15 protein-coding genes are annotated in these 17,080 nt (G+C 66.2%); 8 read left to right on the top strand and 7 right to left on the bottom strand.

The window, feature by feature from the left end:
- On the top strand, positions 1 to 184 hold a 184-nt coding region (locus tag ACODS4_RS25170; RefSeq protein ID WP_488868415.1), incomplete at its 5' end, for a hypothetical protein.
- 105 nt (positions 185 to 289) lie between these two features.
- Here the strand turns inward: ACODS4_RS25170 and rhaI are convergent.
- Both rhaI and ACODS4_RS25160 read right to left on the bottom strand, forming a co-directional pair.
- Positions 290 to 1,588 carry an L-rhamnose catabolism isomerase gene (rhaI, locus tag ACODS4_RS25165; protein WP_488868414.1) on the bottom strand — a complete coding sequence of 433 codons (1,299 nt, stop codon included), beginning with the start codon at positions 1,586 to 1,588 and terminating at the stop codon, positions 290 to 292.
- Positions 1,589 to 1,637: 49 nt separating this feature from the next.
- Positions 1,638 to 3,752: a bifunctional rhamnulose-1-phosphate aldolase/short-chain dehydrogenase gene (locus ACODS4_RS25160; RefSeq protein WP_488868413.1), complete on the bottom strand. Its 2,115-nt coding sequence runs from the start codon at positions 3,750 to 3,752 to the stop codon at positions 1,638 to 1,640.
- 194 nt (positions 3,753 to 3,946) lie between these two features.
- Between ACODS4_RS25160 and ACODS4_RS25155 the strand changes: the two genes are divergently transcribed.
- The 7 genes from ACODS4_RS25155 to ACODS4_RS25125 all read left to right on the top strand — a co-directional run bounded on the left by ACODS4_RS25155 (position 3,947) and on the right by ACODS4_RS25125 (position 11,268).
- A complete protein-coding gene (locus ACODS4_RS25155) occupies positions 3,947 to 4,756 on the top strand; it encodes a DeoR/GlpR family DNA-binding transcription regulator (protein WP_488868412.1) in 810 nt (269 codons plus the stop codon).
- 86 nt (positions 4,757 to 4,842) lie between these two features.
- On the top strand, positions 4,843 to 5,841 hold the full coding sequence (gene rhaS / locus ACODS4_RS25150; RefSeq protein ID WP_488868411.1) for a rhamnose ABC transporter substrate-binding protein: 999 nt from the start codon (positions 4,843 to 4,845) through the stop codon (positions 5,839 to 5,841).
- Positions 5,842 to 5,976: 135 nt separating this feature from the next.
- On the top strand, positions 5,977 to 7,521 hold the full coding sequence (locus ACODS4_RS25145; protein WP_488868410.1) for a sugar ABC transporter ATP-binding protein: 1,545 nt from the start codon (positions 5,977 to 5,979) through the stop codon (positions 7,519 to 7,521).
- Entirely contained in the window at positions 7,518 to 8,519 is a 1,002-nt protein-coding gene (locus ACODS4_RS25140; protein WP_488868409.1) for an ABC transporter permease, read from the top strand. The genes ACODS4_RS25145 and ACODS4_RS25140 overlap by 4 nt, the downstream gene beginning before the upstream one ends.
- Positions 8,516 to 9,574 carry an ABC transporter permease gene (locus ACODS4_RS25135; RefSeq protein WP_488868408.1) on the top strand — a complete coding sequence of 353 codons (1,059 nt, stop codon included), beginning with the start codon at positions 8,516 to 8,518 and terminating at the stop codon, positions 9,572 to 9,574. Before ACODS4_RS25140 ends, ACODS4_RS25135 begins: the two co-directional genes overlap by 4 nt.
- The gene (locus ACODS4_RS25130; protein ID WP_488868407.1) at positions 9,571 to 9,900 is read left to right on the top strand and encodes an L-rhamnose mutarotase; all 330 of its coding nucleotides are present in this window, start codon (positions 9,571 to 9,573) and stop codon (positions 9,898 to 9,900) included. Before ACODS4_RS25135 ends, ACODS4_RS25130 begins: the two co-directional genes overlap by 4 nt.
- A 3-nt stretch (positions 9,901 to 9,903) precedes the next feature.
- Complete coding sequence (locus ACODS4_RS25125) at positions 9,904 to 11,268, top strand: FGGY-family carbohydrate kinase (protein ID WP_488868406.1); 1,365 nt, start codon at positions 9,904 to 9,906, stop codon at positions 11,266 to 11,268.
- 216 nt (positions 11,269 to 11,484) lie between these two features.
- Here ACODS4_RS25125 and ACODS4_RS25120 read toward each other — a convergent pair whose 3' ends face one another.
- The 5 genes from ACODS4_RS25120 to ACODS4_RS25100 form a co-directional block, all read right to left on the bottom strand.
- Complete coding sequence (locus tag ACODS4_RS25120; protein ID WP_488868405.1) at positions 11,485 to 12,756, bottom strand: SfnB family sulfur acquisition oxidoreductase; 1,272 nt, start codon at positions 12,754 to 12,756, stop codon at positions 11,485 to 11,487.
- A 48-nt stretch (positions 12,757 to 12,804) separates the two neighbouring features.
- Entirely contained in the window at positions 12,805 to 13,569 is a 765-nt protein-coding gene (locus ACODS4_RS25115; protein ID WP_488868404.1) for an ABC transporter ATP-binding protein, read from the bottom strand.
- Positions 13,570 to 13,754: 185 nt separating this feature from the next.
- Complete coding sequence (locus ACODS4_RS25110) at positions 13,755 to 15,092, bottom strand: ABC transporter substrate-binding protein (protein WP_488868403.1); 1,338 nt, start codon at positions 15,090 to 15,092, stop codon at positions 13,755 to 13,757.
- Positions 15,093 to 15,139: 47 nt separating this feature from the next.
- Positions 15,140 to 16,186 carry a branched-chain amino acid ABC transporter permease gene (locus ACODS4_RS25105; protein WP_488868402.1) on the bottom strand — a complete coding sequence of 349 codons (1,047 nt, stop codon included), beginning with the start codon at positions 16,184 to 16,186 and terminating at the stop codon, positions 15,140 to 15,142.
- A gap of 4 nt (positions 16,187 to 16,190) precedes the next feature.
- Complete coding sequence (locus ACODS4_RS25100; protein ID WP_488868401.1) at positions 16,191 to 17,078, bottom strand: branched-chain amino acid ABC transporter permease; 888 nt, start codon at positions 17,076 to 17,078, stop codon at positions 16,191 to 16,193.
- Positions 17,079 to 17,080 lie beyond the last annotated feature (2 nt).

Here is a 17,080-nt window from a genome sequence, read left to right as displayed (position 1 = left end):
TCCTACTTTGCAAAAACCGCTGACACTTCAATCCGGTTGCAACAAAATTTGTAGGTTGGGCAGGTTCTATCCTGAAGTGCAACTCTTGTTCTGGAACAAGGGCTTGGTGGGTTCTACCCTGAAGTCACGCAGGATCGCAGAAACAGCAGAAGCCGTTGATCGCGCTCTAGGATCAACGGCTTAGCGATTGGATTCGGGTCTTGCGCGCCCTGACTCTTGCAATTGACTGGAACGAAAATTTCCAGCTTTGCAATCAAGGATTCATCGTCATCAGGCTTTTCTCGCCTCGTCAGACGATTCCACCGCCGCCGCTCAAGGCGGTTGGGCGCTTGGCTCCCACCATTGCGCGATAGCCGCTGTCGCGGTAGGCGCGGATCGGGTCGATGGCGCCGCCCGCGTCCAACCGCGCCTTGGCCAAAATCGGCTCCACGTCGGTTCGGAAGGCGTGTTTGAGGGTTTCCGACGCCATCAACGCGTCGTTCTCCTCCTGGAACCCGGCCAGGGCGCCCCGATCCACCAGCAGGGCCTGGACGTAAGCGCGGCGGATTTCGTTGGCCGAGCGGATCAGGCTTTCGATGGGATCGGTGACGTTGTGCGACTGGTCGATCATGTGGGCGGGGCGCAGCGCCTCCAACCGCTCGCCCGCGCCGACCAGCTCGTTGAAGACCAGAAACAGGCGGAACGGGTCGATGGAACCGGCGTCGAGATCATCGTCGCCATAGCGGGAATCGTTGAAATGAAAGCCGCCCAGCTTCCCGACCCGGATCAGGCGCGAGACGATCTGCTCGATGTTGACGTTCGGCGCGTGATGGCCGAGATCGACGAGGCAGAAGGCCTTCTCCCCCAACTCCTGCGCCGTCATCAGGCTGGTGCCCCAATCCTGCACGACGGTGGAGTAAAAGGCCGGTTCATACATCTTGTGTTCGGAAAAGACGCGCCAATCGTCGGGCAGCGCCGCCGTGATCCGCTTCATCGATTCCAGATAGCGGTCGAAGGCGCGGCCCAGATCGGATTGCCCGGCAAAGTTCGATCCGTCGCCGACCCAGACGGTCAGCGCGGTCGAGCCGATGGACCGCCCCAGCTCGATGGTGGCGATGTTGTGCTCCACCGCCTGATCGCGCACCGCCCGGTCGGCGTGCGACAACGAGCCGTGTTTGTAGGACAGCGGTTGGCGCGGATCCTTGGGGTGGTCCTGAAAGGTGTTGGAGTTCATCGCGTCAAAGCCAAGGCCAAGGCTGTCCGCCTTCGCTTTCAGTTCGACCGGGTCCGCCGCGTCCCAGGGAATGTGCAGCGACACCCGTGGCGTCGCCCGGCCAAGCTGGTGGATCACCGCGCAATCGTCGAGCTTTTCAAAAATGCCGCGCGGCTCGCCAATTCCAGGAAAGCGGGCGAAACGCGTGCCGCCGGTGCCCACGCCCCAGGATGGAAGCGCGACGCAAAAGGCCGCCGCCCGCGCGGTCAGGGCGTCGATGTCCACGCCGCGCCGCGCCAATTTTTCGCCCAAGGCGGCGTAGTCGGTGGACAGCGCCGCCCACAGGCCCTCGTTCGACCGTTCGATGACGTCGCCGTTGATCGGAAGCTCGGTCATGGTTTTCCTCCCCACATCGTCGTTTTCGTTGACGCCCTGCCTGGATGGCTCAGCGCGTGAAGGATTGGGCGTTGCCCGCGTCGACGTTGATGATGTTGCCGGTCGATTTCCCCGCGCTGTCCGACGCCAGGAAGCCGATGGCCTCGGCCACATCCTCCGGGTAGACGGAGCGCTTGAGCAGGGAGCGGTTGCGGTAATGCTCCTCAAGCTGATCGACCGACAGGTTGGAGGAGGCGGCGCGCTGCTCCCGCCATTCGCCGGTCCAGATTTTGGAGCCGCGCAGCACCGCGTCCGGGTTCACGACGTTGACGCGGACGCCCATCGACGCCCCTTCCAGCGCCAGACAGCGGGCGAGGTGGATTTCCGCCGCCTTGGCGGTGCAATAGGCCGCCGCGTTCGGCGAGGCGGCAAGCCCGTTTTTCGACGCCACGAACACCACCGACCCGCCCAGCCCCTGGCGACGGAACAGCCGGAACGCCTCGCGCGCCACCAGAAAATAGCCGGTGGCCAGAATGTCCATGTTGCGGGTCCACAGCGACAGCTCCGTGTCCTCGATGGGGGCGGAGGACGCGATGCCCGCGTTCGAGACCAGAATGTCCAGACCGCCGAACGCGACGCAGGCCTCGGCGAAGCCGTCGCGGACGGCGGCCTCGTCGGTCACGTCCAGCGAAACAGCGCGCACCTGGTCTTTGCCAAAGGCGCGACCGAGGTCGTCCTTGGCCGCGTCCAGCGCCGCGCGGTCGATGTCGGCCAGCAGCACGCAAGCGCCGTCGCGTAACAGCCGTTCGGCGGTGGAGCGACCGATGCCGCCCGCCGCCCCCGTCACCAGCGCGACCCGCCCGGCCAGCGCCTTGGGCTTGGGCATGCGTTGCAGCTTGGCTTCCTCCAGCAGCCAATATTCGATGTCGAAGGCTTCCTGTTCGGGCAGGCCGCAATAGCGGCTGACGGTCGAGGCGCCGCGCATCACGTTGATGGCGTTGACGTAGAACTCGCCCGCGATCCGCGCCGTCGCCTTGTCGCGCGCGAAGGTCAGCATGCCGACGCCGGGGACCAGGAACACGATGGCGTTCGGGTCGCGCATGGCGGGCGAATCCGGGCGGCGGCAACGCTCGTAGTAACCCGCGTAATCCTGACGATAGGTCTCCACCGCGTCGGCCAACCCGCCAATCACCGCGTCGATCACCGCGTCGAGGTTGCCCGCCGCCGGATCGAACCCCAGCACCAGCGGGCGGATCTTCGTGCGCAGGAAATGATCGGGGCAGGAGGTGCCCAGCGCCGCCAGCGCGTGCAGATCCGTGGAATTGACGAATTCCAACACGGCGTCGCCGTCGTCGAAATGGCCGACCTTCTTTTCGTCGCCGCCGATCAACCCACGAATCGCCGGCATCAACCGCGCCGCCACAGCCCGCCGCTCCGCCGAGGGCAGCGTTTGCGTCGCCGCGCCGCCAAAGGCGACCTTGCCCGCCGTTTCCCGTTCAAACCAGGCGATGGCCTGGTTGATGACGCGCAACGTCGTTTCGTAGCAGTCCTTGGAACTGTCGCCCCAGGTGAACAGGCCATGGCCTTCCAACACGACGCCGTGGGCGGTCGGGTGTTCCGCCGCGAAGGCCGCCAGTTCCAGGCCAAGTTGGAAGCCAGGGCGGCGCCAGGGCAGCCAACCGATGTCGTCGCCATAAACGTCCTGCGTGATGGCGCGGCTGTTTTCCGTGGCGGCGATGGCGATGACCGCGTCCGGGTGCATGTGATCGACGTGGCGATAGGGCAAATAGGCGTGCAGCGGCGTGTCGATGGACGCGGCGCGCGGGTTGAGGTTGAAGGTGCAGTGCGGCAGATAGCCGACCATCTCATCCTCGTGCGCTTCGCCCCGGTAGAGCGCGCGCAGCCGGTTCAGCTTGTCCATGTAGAGGGTTGAGAAGCCGTCACGTTTCATCGTGCCGACGTCGCCGCCGGACCCCTTCACCCACAAAACCGGCGTCTCCTCGCCGGTCAGCGGATCGGTCATGACGATTTTTCCCGACGTGTTGCCGCCGCCGTAATTGGTGATTCGCTTGTCCGAACCCAGAAGATTGGAGCGGTACAGCAGTCGGCCCGGCTCGTCCAGCGCGTCGGCGACCGCGTCATCCCACAGGTTTTCCAGGCGCTTGGCGCCGGTCACGTTCAGCATTTGGTTTCCTCCCCAGCGTTGCCCCGGCGGTCCATCGCCGCCGCTGACGCCGCACACCATGATCGTCCGTTCCGTCAAAAGTCAACATGAACAATCATATTCAATCACAACATATCGATTCATGAAAAATTTTGACTGGAAATGATTGACGCCAGTCGTTCGTTGGGGCAACAGTTTGTGAAAGGGAGGATCGCATGCTCGAAAGCGAACGCCATCGGATCATTCTGGGGCTGGTGCAAAGCCGGTCGGTCGCCTCCGTGGCCGATCTGACCGATTTGACCGGCGCCTCGGACGCCACGATCCGCCGGGACATCGCCGCGCTGGCGCTGCAAAAGAAACTGCGCAAGGTGCGCGGCGGGGCCGAAGCGCTCAGCCCGTCGCCCTATGGCAGCATCGCCGGTCGCCCCTTCCGCATGGCGGAAAGCTTGAATCAGGTGGAAAAGCGCCTGATCGCCCGCGCGGCGGTGGATCTGTGCGAAAGCGGCGACGCCATCATCCTGAACGGCGGCACCACCACCTTCCAGATGGTCCATCACATGATGGATCGTCAGATGCAGGTGATGACCAACTCCTTCATGATCGCCGAGCATCTCATCAAGCATTCCAAATGCACGGTGCTGCTGCCGGCCGGCGCGGTCTATCGCGAGCAGGGCTTGATCCTCAGCCCGTTTGAAAACGACGGAATCGCTCATTTCCGCGCAAGACGGATGTTCATGGGCGCGCAAAGCGTCTCCGCCTATGGCGTGGCGGAGGGCGATCCGCTCATCATCCAATCCGAACAGCGCCTGATGCGTCAGGCCGACGAGCTGGTGGTACTGGTCGATTCCTCGAAGTTCGAGACCCGCTCGGCCATGATCGTCGTTCCGCTGGAACGGGCGCACACCATCATTACCGACGACGGCGTCAGCGACGCCGCCGCCCGCATGATCGAAGCGGCGGGCGTCCGCCTGATCGTCGCCAGCGCCGAAAACAAGGGACGGGAGGCGTCGTCCGAAGTCGCCTGACCGACGGACATCCGCCCCCCTGCGGGAACAGGCCCGCGATGGGGCGGCGTTGCAAAACAAAACCAAAACCTGGGAGGAAACAAACAATGTCCTTTTGGAAAAGCATGGTTCTGCCGATGGCCCTGGCGGTCGGCCTGGTCGCCGCCCCCGCCGCCGCGCAGGACAAGATCCGCATCGCGCTGGTCGTCAAGTCGCTCGGCAACGGCTTTTTTGAAGCCGCCCGCCGGGGTGCCGAAGACGCCGCGAAAGAGGTCGGCAACGTCGAAATCATCTACACCGGCCCGACCAGCACCACCGCCGAAGGTCAGATCGAGGTCATCAACTCCCTGATTTCGCAAAAGGTGGACGCCATCGCCGTGTCGGCCAACGACCCCGACGCGCTGGTTCCCGCGCTGAGCAAGGCGATGCAGCGCGGCGTCAAGGTGATTTCCTGGGATTCCGGCGTGGCGGCCAAGGGCCGGATGCTGCATCTCAACCCGTCGTCGAACGCCCTGATCGGCGCCACCAACCTGAAGCTGGCCGCCGCCGCCCTGCCCGACGGCAAGGGCGAGGTGGCGATCCTGTCGGCCACCGCCACCTCGACCAACCAGAACATCTGGATCGAGGAGATGAAAAAAGCGCTGCCCGGCTTTCCCGGCCTCAAGCTTGTCGCCACGGTCTATGGCGACGATCTGTCCGACAAGAGCTACCGCGAAACCCAGGCGCTGCTGAAGGCTCACCCGGAGGTCAAGGCCATCATCGCCCCGACCTCCGTCGGCATCGTCGCCGCCGCCCAAGCGGTGAAGGACGCCGGGAAGATCGGACAGGTCTATGTGACCGGCCTTGGTCTGCCGTCGGAAATGGCCGGGGCCATCAAGTCGGGGGCCAGCAAATCCTTCGCCATTTGGAACCCGATCGACCTTGGCTACACCGCCACCCTGCTCGCCTATGATCTGGTGAAGGCCAAGGCGACCAGCGCGGCGGGAACCACGCTGAAAGCGGGCCGCATGGGCGATATCGCCATCGGCCCGAACGGCGAAGCGGCGATGAGCGAGCCGTTCACCTACGACGCCTCCAACATCGACCAGTTCGCCAAAATCTTCTGATCCGGTCCCGCGCGATCCAACAGGACGGGCGGTCACGGCGACCGCCCGTCCCTGTCGGATCCGTCGCCACAGCCGCCAGCCCATCGCCCCGTCCAGGATTTCCGCCGCCAGGCTTCCCGACAGGAAGGCGTCCCCATGCCCGTGTTCCGCCCTGTCCCCTCCGCATCCCCGCCGCCCATTCTGGAAATGCGGGGAATCACCAAGATTTTCCCCGGCGTCCGCGCGTTGTCCGACGTTCATCTGTCCCTGCGCGCCGGGCGCGTCACCGCGCTGATCGGCGAGAATGGCGCGGGGAAATCGACGCTGGTCAAAACCATGACCGGCATTTACCGCCCCGACGGCGGCGACATCCTGATCGACGGCGCGCCCGTGGCCTTCGCCGCGCCCGCCGCCGCCGAGGCCGCCGGGATCACCGCCATCCATCAGGAAACCGTGCTGTTCGACGAGTTGAGCGTGGCGGAAAACATCTTCGCCGGTCACGCCCCGACGACGCGCTTCGGGCTGCTCGACCGCAAGGCGATGGTCGAGCGGGCCGGGGCGCTGCTGCGCACGCTCGACGCGCCGTTCGGGCCGCGCGCGCGGTTGAAGGATCTCTCCATCGGCCAACGCCATCTGGTGGCGGTCGCCCGCGCCCTGTCGGTGGACGCGCGGGTCATCGTGATGGACGAGCCGACCGCCGCCCTGTCGCAGAAGGAGGCCGAGGAGCTGTTCGCCATCGTCGAGCGTCTGAAGGCGCAGGGCCGCGCCATCCTGTTCATCAGCCACAAGTTTGAAGAGGTGTTCCGCATCGCCGACGATTACGCGGTGTTCCGCGACGGGCGTTCGGTGGGGGCGGGATCGCTGGCCGACACCGATCAGGCGGAGATCGTCCATCTGATGGTTGGCCGTCCCGTCGAACAGACCTTTCCCAAAATCGCCGTCACCCCCGGCGAGGTGGTTTTGGAGGTGGAGGATTATTCCCACCCCACCGAATTCGACGGCGTCGGCTTCCATCTGCGGCGCGGCGAGATTTTGGGGCTGTACGGGCTGGTCGGGGCCGGGCGCTCCGAACTCTGCCAATCGCTGTTCGGCGTCACCCGACCGTCGCGCGGGCGGGTGCGGATCAAGGGGCGCGACACGGTCATCCGTTCCCCCGGCGACGCCATCAAGGCCGGTCTGGTCTATGTGCCGGAGGAGCGCGGGCGGCACGGCGCGGTGCTCGCCATGCCGATTGCGGAGAACATCACGCTGGCCTCGCTGGCGGAGGTCAGCCGCAACGGAATCCTGCGTCCGGCGTCGGAATTCGCCCTGGCGCGGCGCTACGCCCAGCGGCTCGACCTGCGGGCGGCGTCGCTGTCCCAGCCGGTCGGCGCCCTGTCCGGCGGCAACCAACAAAAGGTGGTCATCAGCAAATGGCTGGCCACCCGCCCGGACATCATCATCCTCGACGAACCGTCCAAGGGCATCGACATCGGATCCAAGGCGGCGGTGCACGGCTTCATCAGCGAACTCGCCGCGCAAGGGCTGGCGGTCATCATGATTTCGTCCGAACTGCCGGAAATCCTGGGCATGAGCGACCGCGTGCTGGTGATGCGCGACGGGCGTCCGGTCCGGCTCTACGACCGGGACGGCCTGTCCGCCGAAATCTTGGTGCGCGCGGCCACCGGAAACATGGACGCCAACGCGGAGCTTGCGGCATGACCGCCCCCCACCCCCTGTTGAAATCGCGCGAAGCCCTGCTGCTGATCGCCGGAACGATCCTGCTGGGGTTGATCGCGTCGCGCGCGCCGGATTTCGTCGCGCCCGGCAACCTCGCGGCGGTGTTCACCGACAGCGCCATCCTCATCATTCTGGCCATCGGCCAGACGGCGGTGATTCTCACCCGCTCCATCGATCTGTCGGTCGCCGCGAACCTCGCTTTGACCGGCATGGCCGGAGCCATGCTGAACGCCGCCCACCCGGAATTGCCCGTGCCGTTGCTGGTCCTGGCGTCGGCTGGAATGGGGTTGGGGCTGGGGGCCGTCAACGGCCTGCTGGTGTGGAAGATTGGTCTTCCCTCCATCGTCGTCACGCTGGGCACGCTGACCATCTTCCGGGGCGCGGCCTTCGTGCTGTCGGGGGGCGAGTGGGTGAACACCTTCCAGATGTCGCCCGCCTATCTGGCGTTGCCGCGCGAAACGCTGCTGGGCCTGCCGGTTCTGGCGTGGCTGGCGGTGGCGGTGATCGGTCTGGCGGCGCTGGTCTTCACCCGCACGGCGGCGGGCCGGGCGCTTTACGCCGTCGGCGGCAACCCCACGGCGGCGGTCTATGCGGGCATCGACGCGGGCCGCGCCGTGTTCCGCGCCTTCTGCCTGTCCGGGCTGCTCGCCGGGCTGTGCGGCTATCTGTGGGTGTCGCGCTTCGCCGTCGCCTATGTCGACGTCGCCGCCGGGTTTGAGCTGGACGTCATCGCCGCCTGCGTCATCGGCGGCGTGTCGATCAGCGGCGGGGTCGGGTCGGTGGCGGGCGCCGTTCTGGGGGCGCTGTTCCTGGGCGTCATCAAGAACGCGCTGCCGGTCGTCGGCGTTTCCCCCTTTTGGCAAATGAGCATTTCCGGCGCGATCATCATCGCCGCCGTCATCCTCAACACGCGGGCCGAGCGCGCCAAGGGCCGCATCATCCTTCGGCGGCTCGACGCCGGACGGGAGGCCGGAGCATGACCATGCTGACACCCAACGCGCCGTTCGCCGCCGACCATGGCCGGGACGCGCCGCCGCCCCCCGTCCGCGTCATTCCCGACCGCGCCGACGCGCCGTTCGTCACGCTGCTGAAAAGCTGGGAAACGCTGCTGCTCGCCCTCATCCTGGCGATCTTCACCGCCAACAGTCTGGCGTCCCCTTATTTTCTCGACGTCTGGAATCTGTCGGACGCGACGTTCAATTTCACCGAAAAGGCCATCGTCGCCCTGGCGCTGGCCTTCGTGATCCTGGCTGGCGAAATCGACATTTCGGTCGCCGGGATCATCGCGTTCTCCTCCACCATCATGGGGGCGACCGCCGCCGCCGGGCTGCCGACGCCGGTTGTCGCGGCGGCGGGGTTGGCCGCCGGTTTGGCCTGCGGCGCGGTCAACGGCCTGCTCGTCACCGCGCTGGAGTTGCCCTCCATCGTCGCCACCATCGGCACGATGAGCCTGTTCCGGGGGCTGGCCTACGGTCTTCTCGGCGATGGGGCCTACACCCGCTACCCCGACGGTTTTTCCTATTTCGGGCAAGGCTATGTCTGGGAATGGCTGTCCTTCGAGTTCGCCGCCTTTCTGGCTTTGGCCCTGTTGGCCGGGTTTCTGCTGCACCACACCGCCTTTGGCCGGACCGTGCGGGCCATCGGCCACAACCCGACCGCCGCCGCCTTCTCCGGCCTGCGGGTGCGGCGGGTCAAATTCTGGCTGTTTCTGGCCACCGGGCTGGCCGCCGGACTGGCGTCGGTCATGCTGACCAGCCGACTGGGGTCAACCCGCCCGTCCATCGCCACCGGCTGGGAGTTGGAGATCGTCACCATGGTGGTGCTGGGCGGCGTGTCGATCACCGGCGGGGTCGGCACGATCCCCGGCGTGGTGCTGGCCGCGCTGGTCATGGGGCTGCTGACCTTCGGGCTGGGCCTGTTGAACGTGTCGGGAATCATCATGTCCATCGTCGTCGGCGCCATGCTGATCGCCGTCATCGCCCTGCCCATCCTGGCCCGCAAACTGTCCCTGCGGCTGCGGAGATCCGCCCCATGAACAACGCCACGCACGAGAAAATCGCCTTCCGCATGGTGCTGAAGCCGGGAATGGAGGCCGAATACCAGGCCCGTCACGACCGGATTTTCCCCGAACTGCTGGCGCTGTTGAAGGAGGCGGGCGTTCGCGATTACTCGATCCATCTCGACCGTGAAACCAACCACCTGTTCGCCGTGCTGTGGCGGCGGCGCGACCATGGCATGGACGCCCTGCCCGCCCATCCGGTGATGCGCCGATGGTGGGCGATGATGGCCGATCTGATGCTGGTCAAACCCGACGACGAGCCGCTCGTCACGCCGCTCCCCACACTCTTCCACATGGCCTGACACATGGCGGATCCCCGCTTCATCGCCGTTTTCGACATCGGCAAAACCAACGCCAAGCTGGTGATTCATGACTTGGCGGAGGGAACGGATTTGTTCGTCGCCAGCCAGCCGAACATAGTTCTGACCGACGGCCCTTATCCACACGCCGACGCCGAGCGGCTGTGGTCTTTCCTGTTGGAATCTCTGACCCAGGCCGCCTCGCCGCACCGGGTGGACGCTCTGTCCATCACCACCCACGGGGCCGCCGCCGCGTTGGTGGACGGTGATGGCCTCGTTCTGCCCATTCTGGATTATGAAAGCTCCCTGCCTGATGAGATCGCGGACGAGTATGAGCGGCTTCGCCCGGATTTTCGGGAAAGCTTCTCGCCGTCATTGCCCGGCGGTCTGAATCTCGGACGGCAATTGTTCTGGTTGCAGCGCCGCTTCCCCGACGCCTTCGCCCGCGCGCGCCACATCCTGACCTACCCGCAATATTGGGCGTGGCGGTTGAGCGGCGTGGCGGCGAGCGAGGCGACCTCGCTCGGCTGCCACACAGACCTGTGGGCGCCCGCCGCCGCGACCTTCTCCAGTCTTGTCGAGCGGGCCGGGTGGCGCGCGAAATTCCCGCCCCTGCGCTCGGCCTTCGACGCGCTGGGGCCGCTGCGCCCGGACATCGCGGCCCAGGTCGGGCTGGGGCCGATCCCCGTTCATTGCGGCATCCATGATTCCAACGCCTCGCTGCTGCCGCACATTCTGGCGCGCCCGGCCCCCGTGTCGGTGGTCTCAACCGGCACCTGGATCATCGCGCTGGCGGTTGGCGGCTCGTTGTCCGGGCTGGACGCCGATCACGACATGTTGGCGAACGTCGACGCCTTGGGCCGCCCGGTTCCCTCCGCCCGCTTCATGGGCGGGCGGACGTATGACCGGCTGACCGACCGCGACCCGACCGGCCCGACCGACGCGGAGATTGACCGGGTTTTGCGGGACGCGGTCCTCGTCTTGCCCGCCGGTGGTTGGAGCCTGGATCCGTCCACCCTGTCGCCCGGCGAGCGGGCGGCGGCGGCCAGCCTCCATTGCGCCCTGATGACCGTCGAAATGCTCAATTGTCTGCGCGCCGACGGTCCTACCATCGTCGAGGGACCATTCGCCCGCAACGGCCTGTTCTTACAGGCGCTTGCCACGTTGACCCAGAACCCGATCTTGGCGTCGGACAGCGCCACCGGGACCAGCGCCGGAGCGGCGCGATTGGCGGCGCGGGACTCTGCCGGGCACAGGGCGGACCCTGCCTACACCACTGTTTCAACCAACGTCCACAACACCCAAGGTTTGAGGCGCTATGCGCAAGCGTGGCGACGCCAAAGCGCCGTTCAGGACAACATCCGCGCGTAGAGACGCCGAACCATAATTGCCAACGCCTGCACTCTGCGATCCACGACATCCCCCTGAGCAGGCCGAGCTTCAGGCCCTATAACCCACCAGTGTCCATTGTTTCGGGGAAAGTTCATTCCAGGATTTGCAAGGACGGTTGGATTTCTGATCGCGCCATCGCCCAGACCAAAAGGCGGGCGCGGATCGCTCCGCGCCGCCCTTTGACGGCCCGACCGCTCAGCTCCAGGCGTGCAGCGGCGGGTTCACCCCGTTCAGCGCGTAGTTGCCGAGGATCGCGTATTTCCAACGCACCGGATCGTGCAGCGTGTGGACGCGCGCGTTGCGCCAATGACGGTCGAAATTGTGTTCGGCCAGGGTGGAGCGGGTTCCCGCCAGCTCGAACAGCTTGTTCGTCGCCTCGATGGCGATTTCGGTGCTGAGCACCTTGGCTTCGGCCACCGCGATTTGCGCCTTGGCGACGGACTCGGCGCTGGGCGCGGCGACGGCGGCGTCCACCGCCAGACCGGCCTTTTCCTGCAAGGCTTCGGCGGCGTGCAGGCGCAGCGTCAGCCCGCCGATCGCCTGGATGGTGTAGGGATCGTCCGACGCGCGGTCCAACCCGCTGTCCACCCAGGGCCGGGTGCGGGTGCGGACGAACTCGATGGTGTCCCGGATCGCCGCCTCGGCGATGCCGATGTCGACCGCCACCTGGATGATCTGGAAAATCGCGCCGTCGGCGGTCGGGGTTTCATAGCCCTTGTAGCCCGGCACCAGATGGGTCTTCGGCACCTTGACCTGATCGAGGATGACGGTGCCGCTGGCGGTGGTGCGCTGGCCGAATCCCGACCAGTCGTTGATGACCGTCAGGCCGGGCGCGTCACGGTCGGCGATAGCGTACCAGGCGCGGCCCTGGTCGTCCAAGGCGACGATGGGAACGCGGTGCGCCAACAGCGCGCCGGTCGAATAGAATTTCCGCCCGGTGACGATCACATGATCGCCCGCGTCGGTGAAGCGCGTCTCGAAATCGACCGCGCGCTTGCTGCCGAATTCGGAAAAGGCGTTGCCGAAGCGCACGCCCTGCAACACCTCGCCGAACAGCAGGCGCTGCTGCGCCTCGTCCGACACGGTGCGGATGGCGGCGACGACGCCCAGATGGTTTTGCGAGATCTGGGCCAGCGACGGATCGGCGGCGGACAGAATCTGCACCACCCGAGTCAGCGTGGCGTAGGACACCTCCGGCCCGCCGAACGCCTTGGGCACGTTGATCGACCACAGGCCGCTTTGCGAGAAGGCGCCCAGTTCGGCGACCGGCAGTTCGCGGTTCAGATCGCGTTGCGACGCCGTGCCGATGACGTCGCGGGCCAACGCCTCGGCCACCGCGACGGCTTCGGCGTCGTCCTTGACGACGTGGGCGGGTTGGCTGGGGCGCGGCAGGCCGGGAACCCCTTTTAAAGCCTCTGTGGCCGGAGCCTTTTCAAGCGTGGCCTTTTCAAGCGTGGCTGTGGTCATTGCGTCGTGTCCTTGATTGGATGTCGTTTTGGGTTGGTTCGAGGCGGATCAGGCGGCGTCGGCGACGCCGAAACCGAGGTAGAAGGCCTTCACGTCGTCGCGTTTGCGGAGATCCGCCGCCGCGCCCTCCAGCACCGTGCGACCGTTTTCCAGCACAGTGGCGCGGTCGGCGTGGCGCAGGGCGACGGTGGAGTTCTGTTCGGCCACCAGGATCGACAGGCCGTCGTCTTTGTTCAGGGCATTCAGGGCGGCGAAGATGCTTTCGACCACCAGCGGGGCCAGCCCCATCGACGGTTCGTCGAGCACCAGCAGCCGGGGCCGCGCCATCAACGCCCGCCCGATGGCCGTCATCTGCTGTTCCCCGCCGGAGGTCAGGCCGGACAGCGCGCCGCGCTTGTCGCGCAGCCGGGGGAACAGGCCGTAGACGCGGTCCAACTCGCGCCGCAGCTCGCCCCGCCCCGCCTTCCGCCCCAGCCCGCCGACGATCAAATTCTCCTCGACCGTCAGCGAGCGGAAGCAGTGCCGCCCCTCCAACACCTGGACCAGCCCGCGCCGCACCAGATCCGCCGGGGAACGGCGGGCCGAATCCTCGCCGTCATAGACGATGGTTCCGGCGGTGATCTGGCCGCGCTCGGCCCCCAGCAGGCCCGACAGCGCTTTCAGCGCCGTGCTTTTCCCGGCCCCGTTGGCGCCGAGCAAGGCGACGATTTCCCCCGTCCGCACCGTCAGGCTGACGCCCGACAACGCGCGGATGGCGTGGTTGTAGGTCGCCTCGACGCCGGTCAGCGACAGAAGAACCTCGTGGATCGTCATGGCGGGGATCCTTAGGGTTGGTGGGGGGATGGTTGGGGAGGTGCCGTTGCGTTTGCCCCCTCCCCGGCCCTCCCCCGCTCACGCGGGAGAGGGAGCGATCCATGGAGTGGGAACGGTCCCCTCTCCCGCGAAGCGGGGGAGGGCTAGGGAGGGGGCATGCGGAGCACGCTTAAAAAGCGGCTCCCTCAGTTGCTCGCCTCTTCCGCCGCCGGGTCGCGCGGCGTGATCCCGTGTTCGGCGGCGTAGGCCAGCGAGGATTTTTCGATGATCGGGCGCAGCAAGGCCCAATCCGGCGCGATCCAATCGGACACCACCTTCCATTTGCCGCCGTCCCACTGCTGGAACGTCACCCGCCCTTCGCCCTCGTGGTTGGCGACGCTGACGTTGATGGAATGGAACAGACCCTTGGCCCCCAGCGCCTCGACCCGCGCGGCGTCCAGCTTCAGATGCTCGAAGCCCCACCGCACCTCGTCGCCGGTCAGGGTGCGCTTGCCGAATTTGGCCTGGGCGACGCGCACCGCCTCGACGTTCAGGATGCCGTTGACGATGCCGAGATTGTGGTAAACGCTGCCGATGCGCTTCTTGTCGTCCAGATTGCCCTTGTTCGCGCCATAGACCGTTTTCACGATCTCCTGAAGCACCGGGTATTCGGCGCCCGACGCCTGGGTGGTGATGGCGGTGTAGCCCTTGGCCGCCTCGCCCGCCGGGATCACGTCCTCTTCCGAATTGGACCAGACGTTGCCGATGATGTGGTCAACCGGGAAACCGACCTTTTGCGCCGTCTTCAAGGCCACCGGATTCATCACGCCCCAGCCGCGCAGCACCACGTAATCCGGCTTGGACCGGCGGATCAACAGCCATTGCGATTGCTGCTCGTTGCCTGGATGCGGCACTTCGATCTGTTCGACGCTGAAGCCGTATTTTTCGGCCAGCAGTTGATAGACCGGGATGGTTTCCTTGCCATAGGGCGAGCCGTGGTAGAGCACCGCCAGCTTCTTGCCCTTCAGCTTGTCGAGGCCGCCTTCCTTGGCCGCGATGTAATTCACGATGCCAGAGGTTTCGCTGTAGGGATTCAGCAGCAGCGGGAAGACGTATTTGAACACGCGCCCGTCGGTCGAATCGGTGCGGCCATGGTTGACGGTGATGAGCGGCGCCTTGTCGCGCCCGACATCGTCGATCATGGCGTAGGCGATGCCGACCGACAGCGGGTTCCAGGCGGCGACGCCCGGCTTGCTCTTCTGCCGCTTGTAGCATTCGACGCCGCGTTCGACCTCATACTGGGTTTCGCACTCGTCCCAGGTCAGCTTGACGCCGTTGACGCCGCCGTCCCGCGTGTTGACGAGATTCAGATAATCGATGAACCCGCCGAAAAAGCCGGTGCCGCCAGCGGCGTAGGGACCGACGCGGTAGCTTTGCAGCGGAAAATACTGCTCGTCCGCCTGCGCGCCCGCCAACGGGGTGAGGGCGGCGGTCCCAAGCAGGGCCGCGAAAAAGGCCGATTTGAGGGCGGTCGGAAGCGACATCAGGAGAGTCTCCGTTGATGAACAGTCAGGAATGGGACGGAAAGGGGTCAGGGACGGGCGCGCGCGGTCAGACGCCGCCACCCCCGGTCCAGCAGGGCCGACAGCCCCGCCGGTTCGGCGATCAAAAAGCCGATGATGAGCAGGCCCAGCACGATGCGCTGGCTCATCTCCAGGACGCCGGAATCGAACAGCCCGCCCAGCAGCGCCTCGCCCAGCCGGGCCAGAAGCAGCGGGAAGACGACGATCAGCGCGGCTCCCAGGAAGGCCCCCCGGATGGAGGCCAGCCCGCCGATGATGACGATGAAGAGAATTTGAAAGGAACGGTCCAGGTTGAAGCCCGCCGGTTCGACCGTGCGCAGATAGGCGAAGGCCCACAGCACCCCGGCGACGCCGATGACGAAGGATGACAGGCCAAAGGCGAACAGCTTGACGCGCAGCGCCGGCACGCCGATCACACGGGCCGCCGTCTCATGGTCGCGCACCGCGATCAGGCTGCGCCCGGTCGCCGACCGGGTGATCCGCCACACCAGCAGCGTCACCAGCGTGACGACGCTCAGCGAAAACAGGTAGCGCCCGACCGATCCGTCCAGGGCGACGCCCGCGATCTTCAGCGGCGGCACGGTGATGACGCCCGACGCGCTGCCGTTGGAAAACCAGCCGAACTTGTTGAACACCCATTGGACGAAGAACTGCGCGGCCAGTGTCGACACCGCCAGATAAAAGCCGCGCAGCCGCAGGCTCGGCAGCCCGAACACCAACCCGACCGCCGCCGCGACGACGCCCGCCAGCAGAATGTCGATCAGGAAGGGCAGGCCCGGCAGGCGGAGCGACAGATTGTAGGCGGCGTAGGCGCCGACCGCCATGAAGGCCGACGATCCCAGCGACACCTGCCCGGTGTAGCCGGTCAGGATGTTCAGCCCCAACCCGGCCAACGCCAGCGCCAGAAAGGGCGTGAGAATGGCGTCGAACAGATACTCGCCGCCGACCAGCGGCAGCACGCCGAAGGCGACCACCAGCAGCGCGCCAACGCCAAGCGCGGTCAGCGGCAGACCGCTGGCGGCGGTTTCGGATGGTTTCAGAACAGCGTCGGTCATGATGTCAGACCCTTTCGACCAGCTTGGCGCCGAACAGACCGGCGGGGCGGATCAGCAGGAAGCCCAGGGCGGCGACATAGGCGATCCACCCCTCGATCCCGCCGCCGAAGAAGGGGCCGATGTAGACCTCGGCCAGCTTTTCGACCGCGCCGACGATCAGGCCGCCGACGATCGCCCCGGCGATGGAATCGAAACCGCCGAGCACCAGCACCGGCAGCGCCTTCAACACCACCAGCGACAACGAGAATTGCACCCCCAGCCGCGCGCCCCACAGCAGCCCGGCGACCAGCGCCACCACCCCGGCGGCGGTCCACACGCTGGTCCAAATCCGGTCCAGGCTGAGGCCGACCGCCAGCGCCGCCAATTGATCGTCGGCCACGGCGCGAAAGCCCAAGCCGATGCGGGTGTAGCGGAAGAACAGGGTCAGCGCCGCGACCATCGCCCCGGCCACCGCCGCCGCGAACAGGTCGAAGGTGCTGACAAGCACGCCGGAAATCTCCAGCGGCACGTCGTCAACGCCCAGTTCCAGCCCATGCACCTGGGTTCCCCAGAGCAATTGCGCCGCCCCTTCGATGACGTAGGAGACGCCGAGCGTCGCCATGAACAGGGTGATCGGCGGTTGGTTGACCAGCGGGCGCAGAACCGTCCGCTCAATCGTCGCCCCGATGGCGACCATCGCCGCCAGCGTCAGCAGCAACGCCGCCCAAAAGGGCAAGCCGCGCTCGGTCAGGCTGACGAAGGTCAGCGCGGCGAACAGCAGCAGCGCGCCCTGGGCGAAGTTCAGCACGCCGGAGGTTTTGTAAATCAGCACGAATCCGATGGCGACCAGGGAGTACATCACCCCCGACAGCAGGCCGCCGACCAGCACCTCGGTGAAAAACGGCCAATCCATGG

The sequence above is a fragment of the Azospirillum sp. FG154 genome (assembly GCF_057809575.1).
The sequence above is the reverse complement of the archived record's forward strand: the minus strand, read 5'-3'. Positions and strand labels throughout refer to the sequence as shown.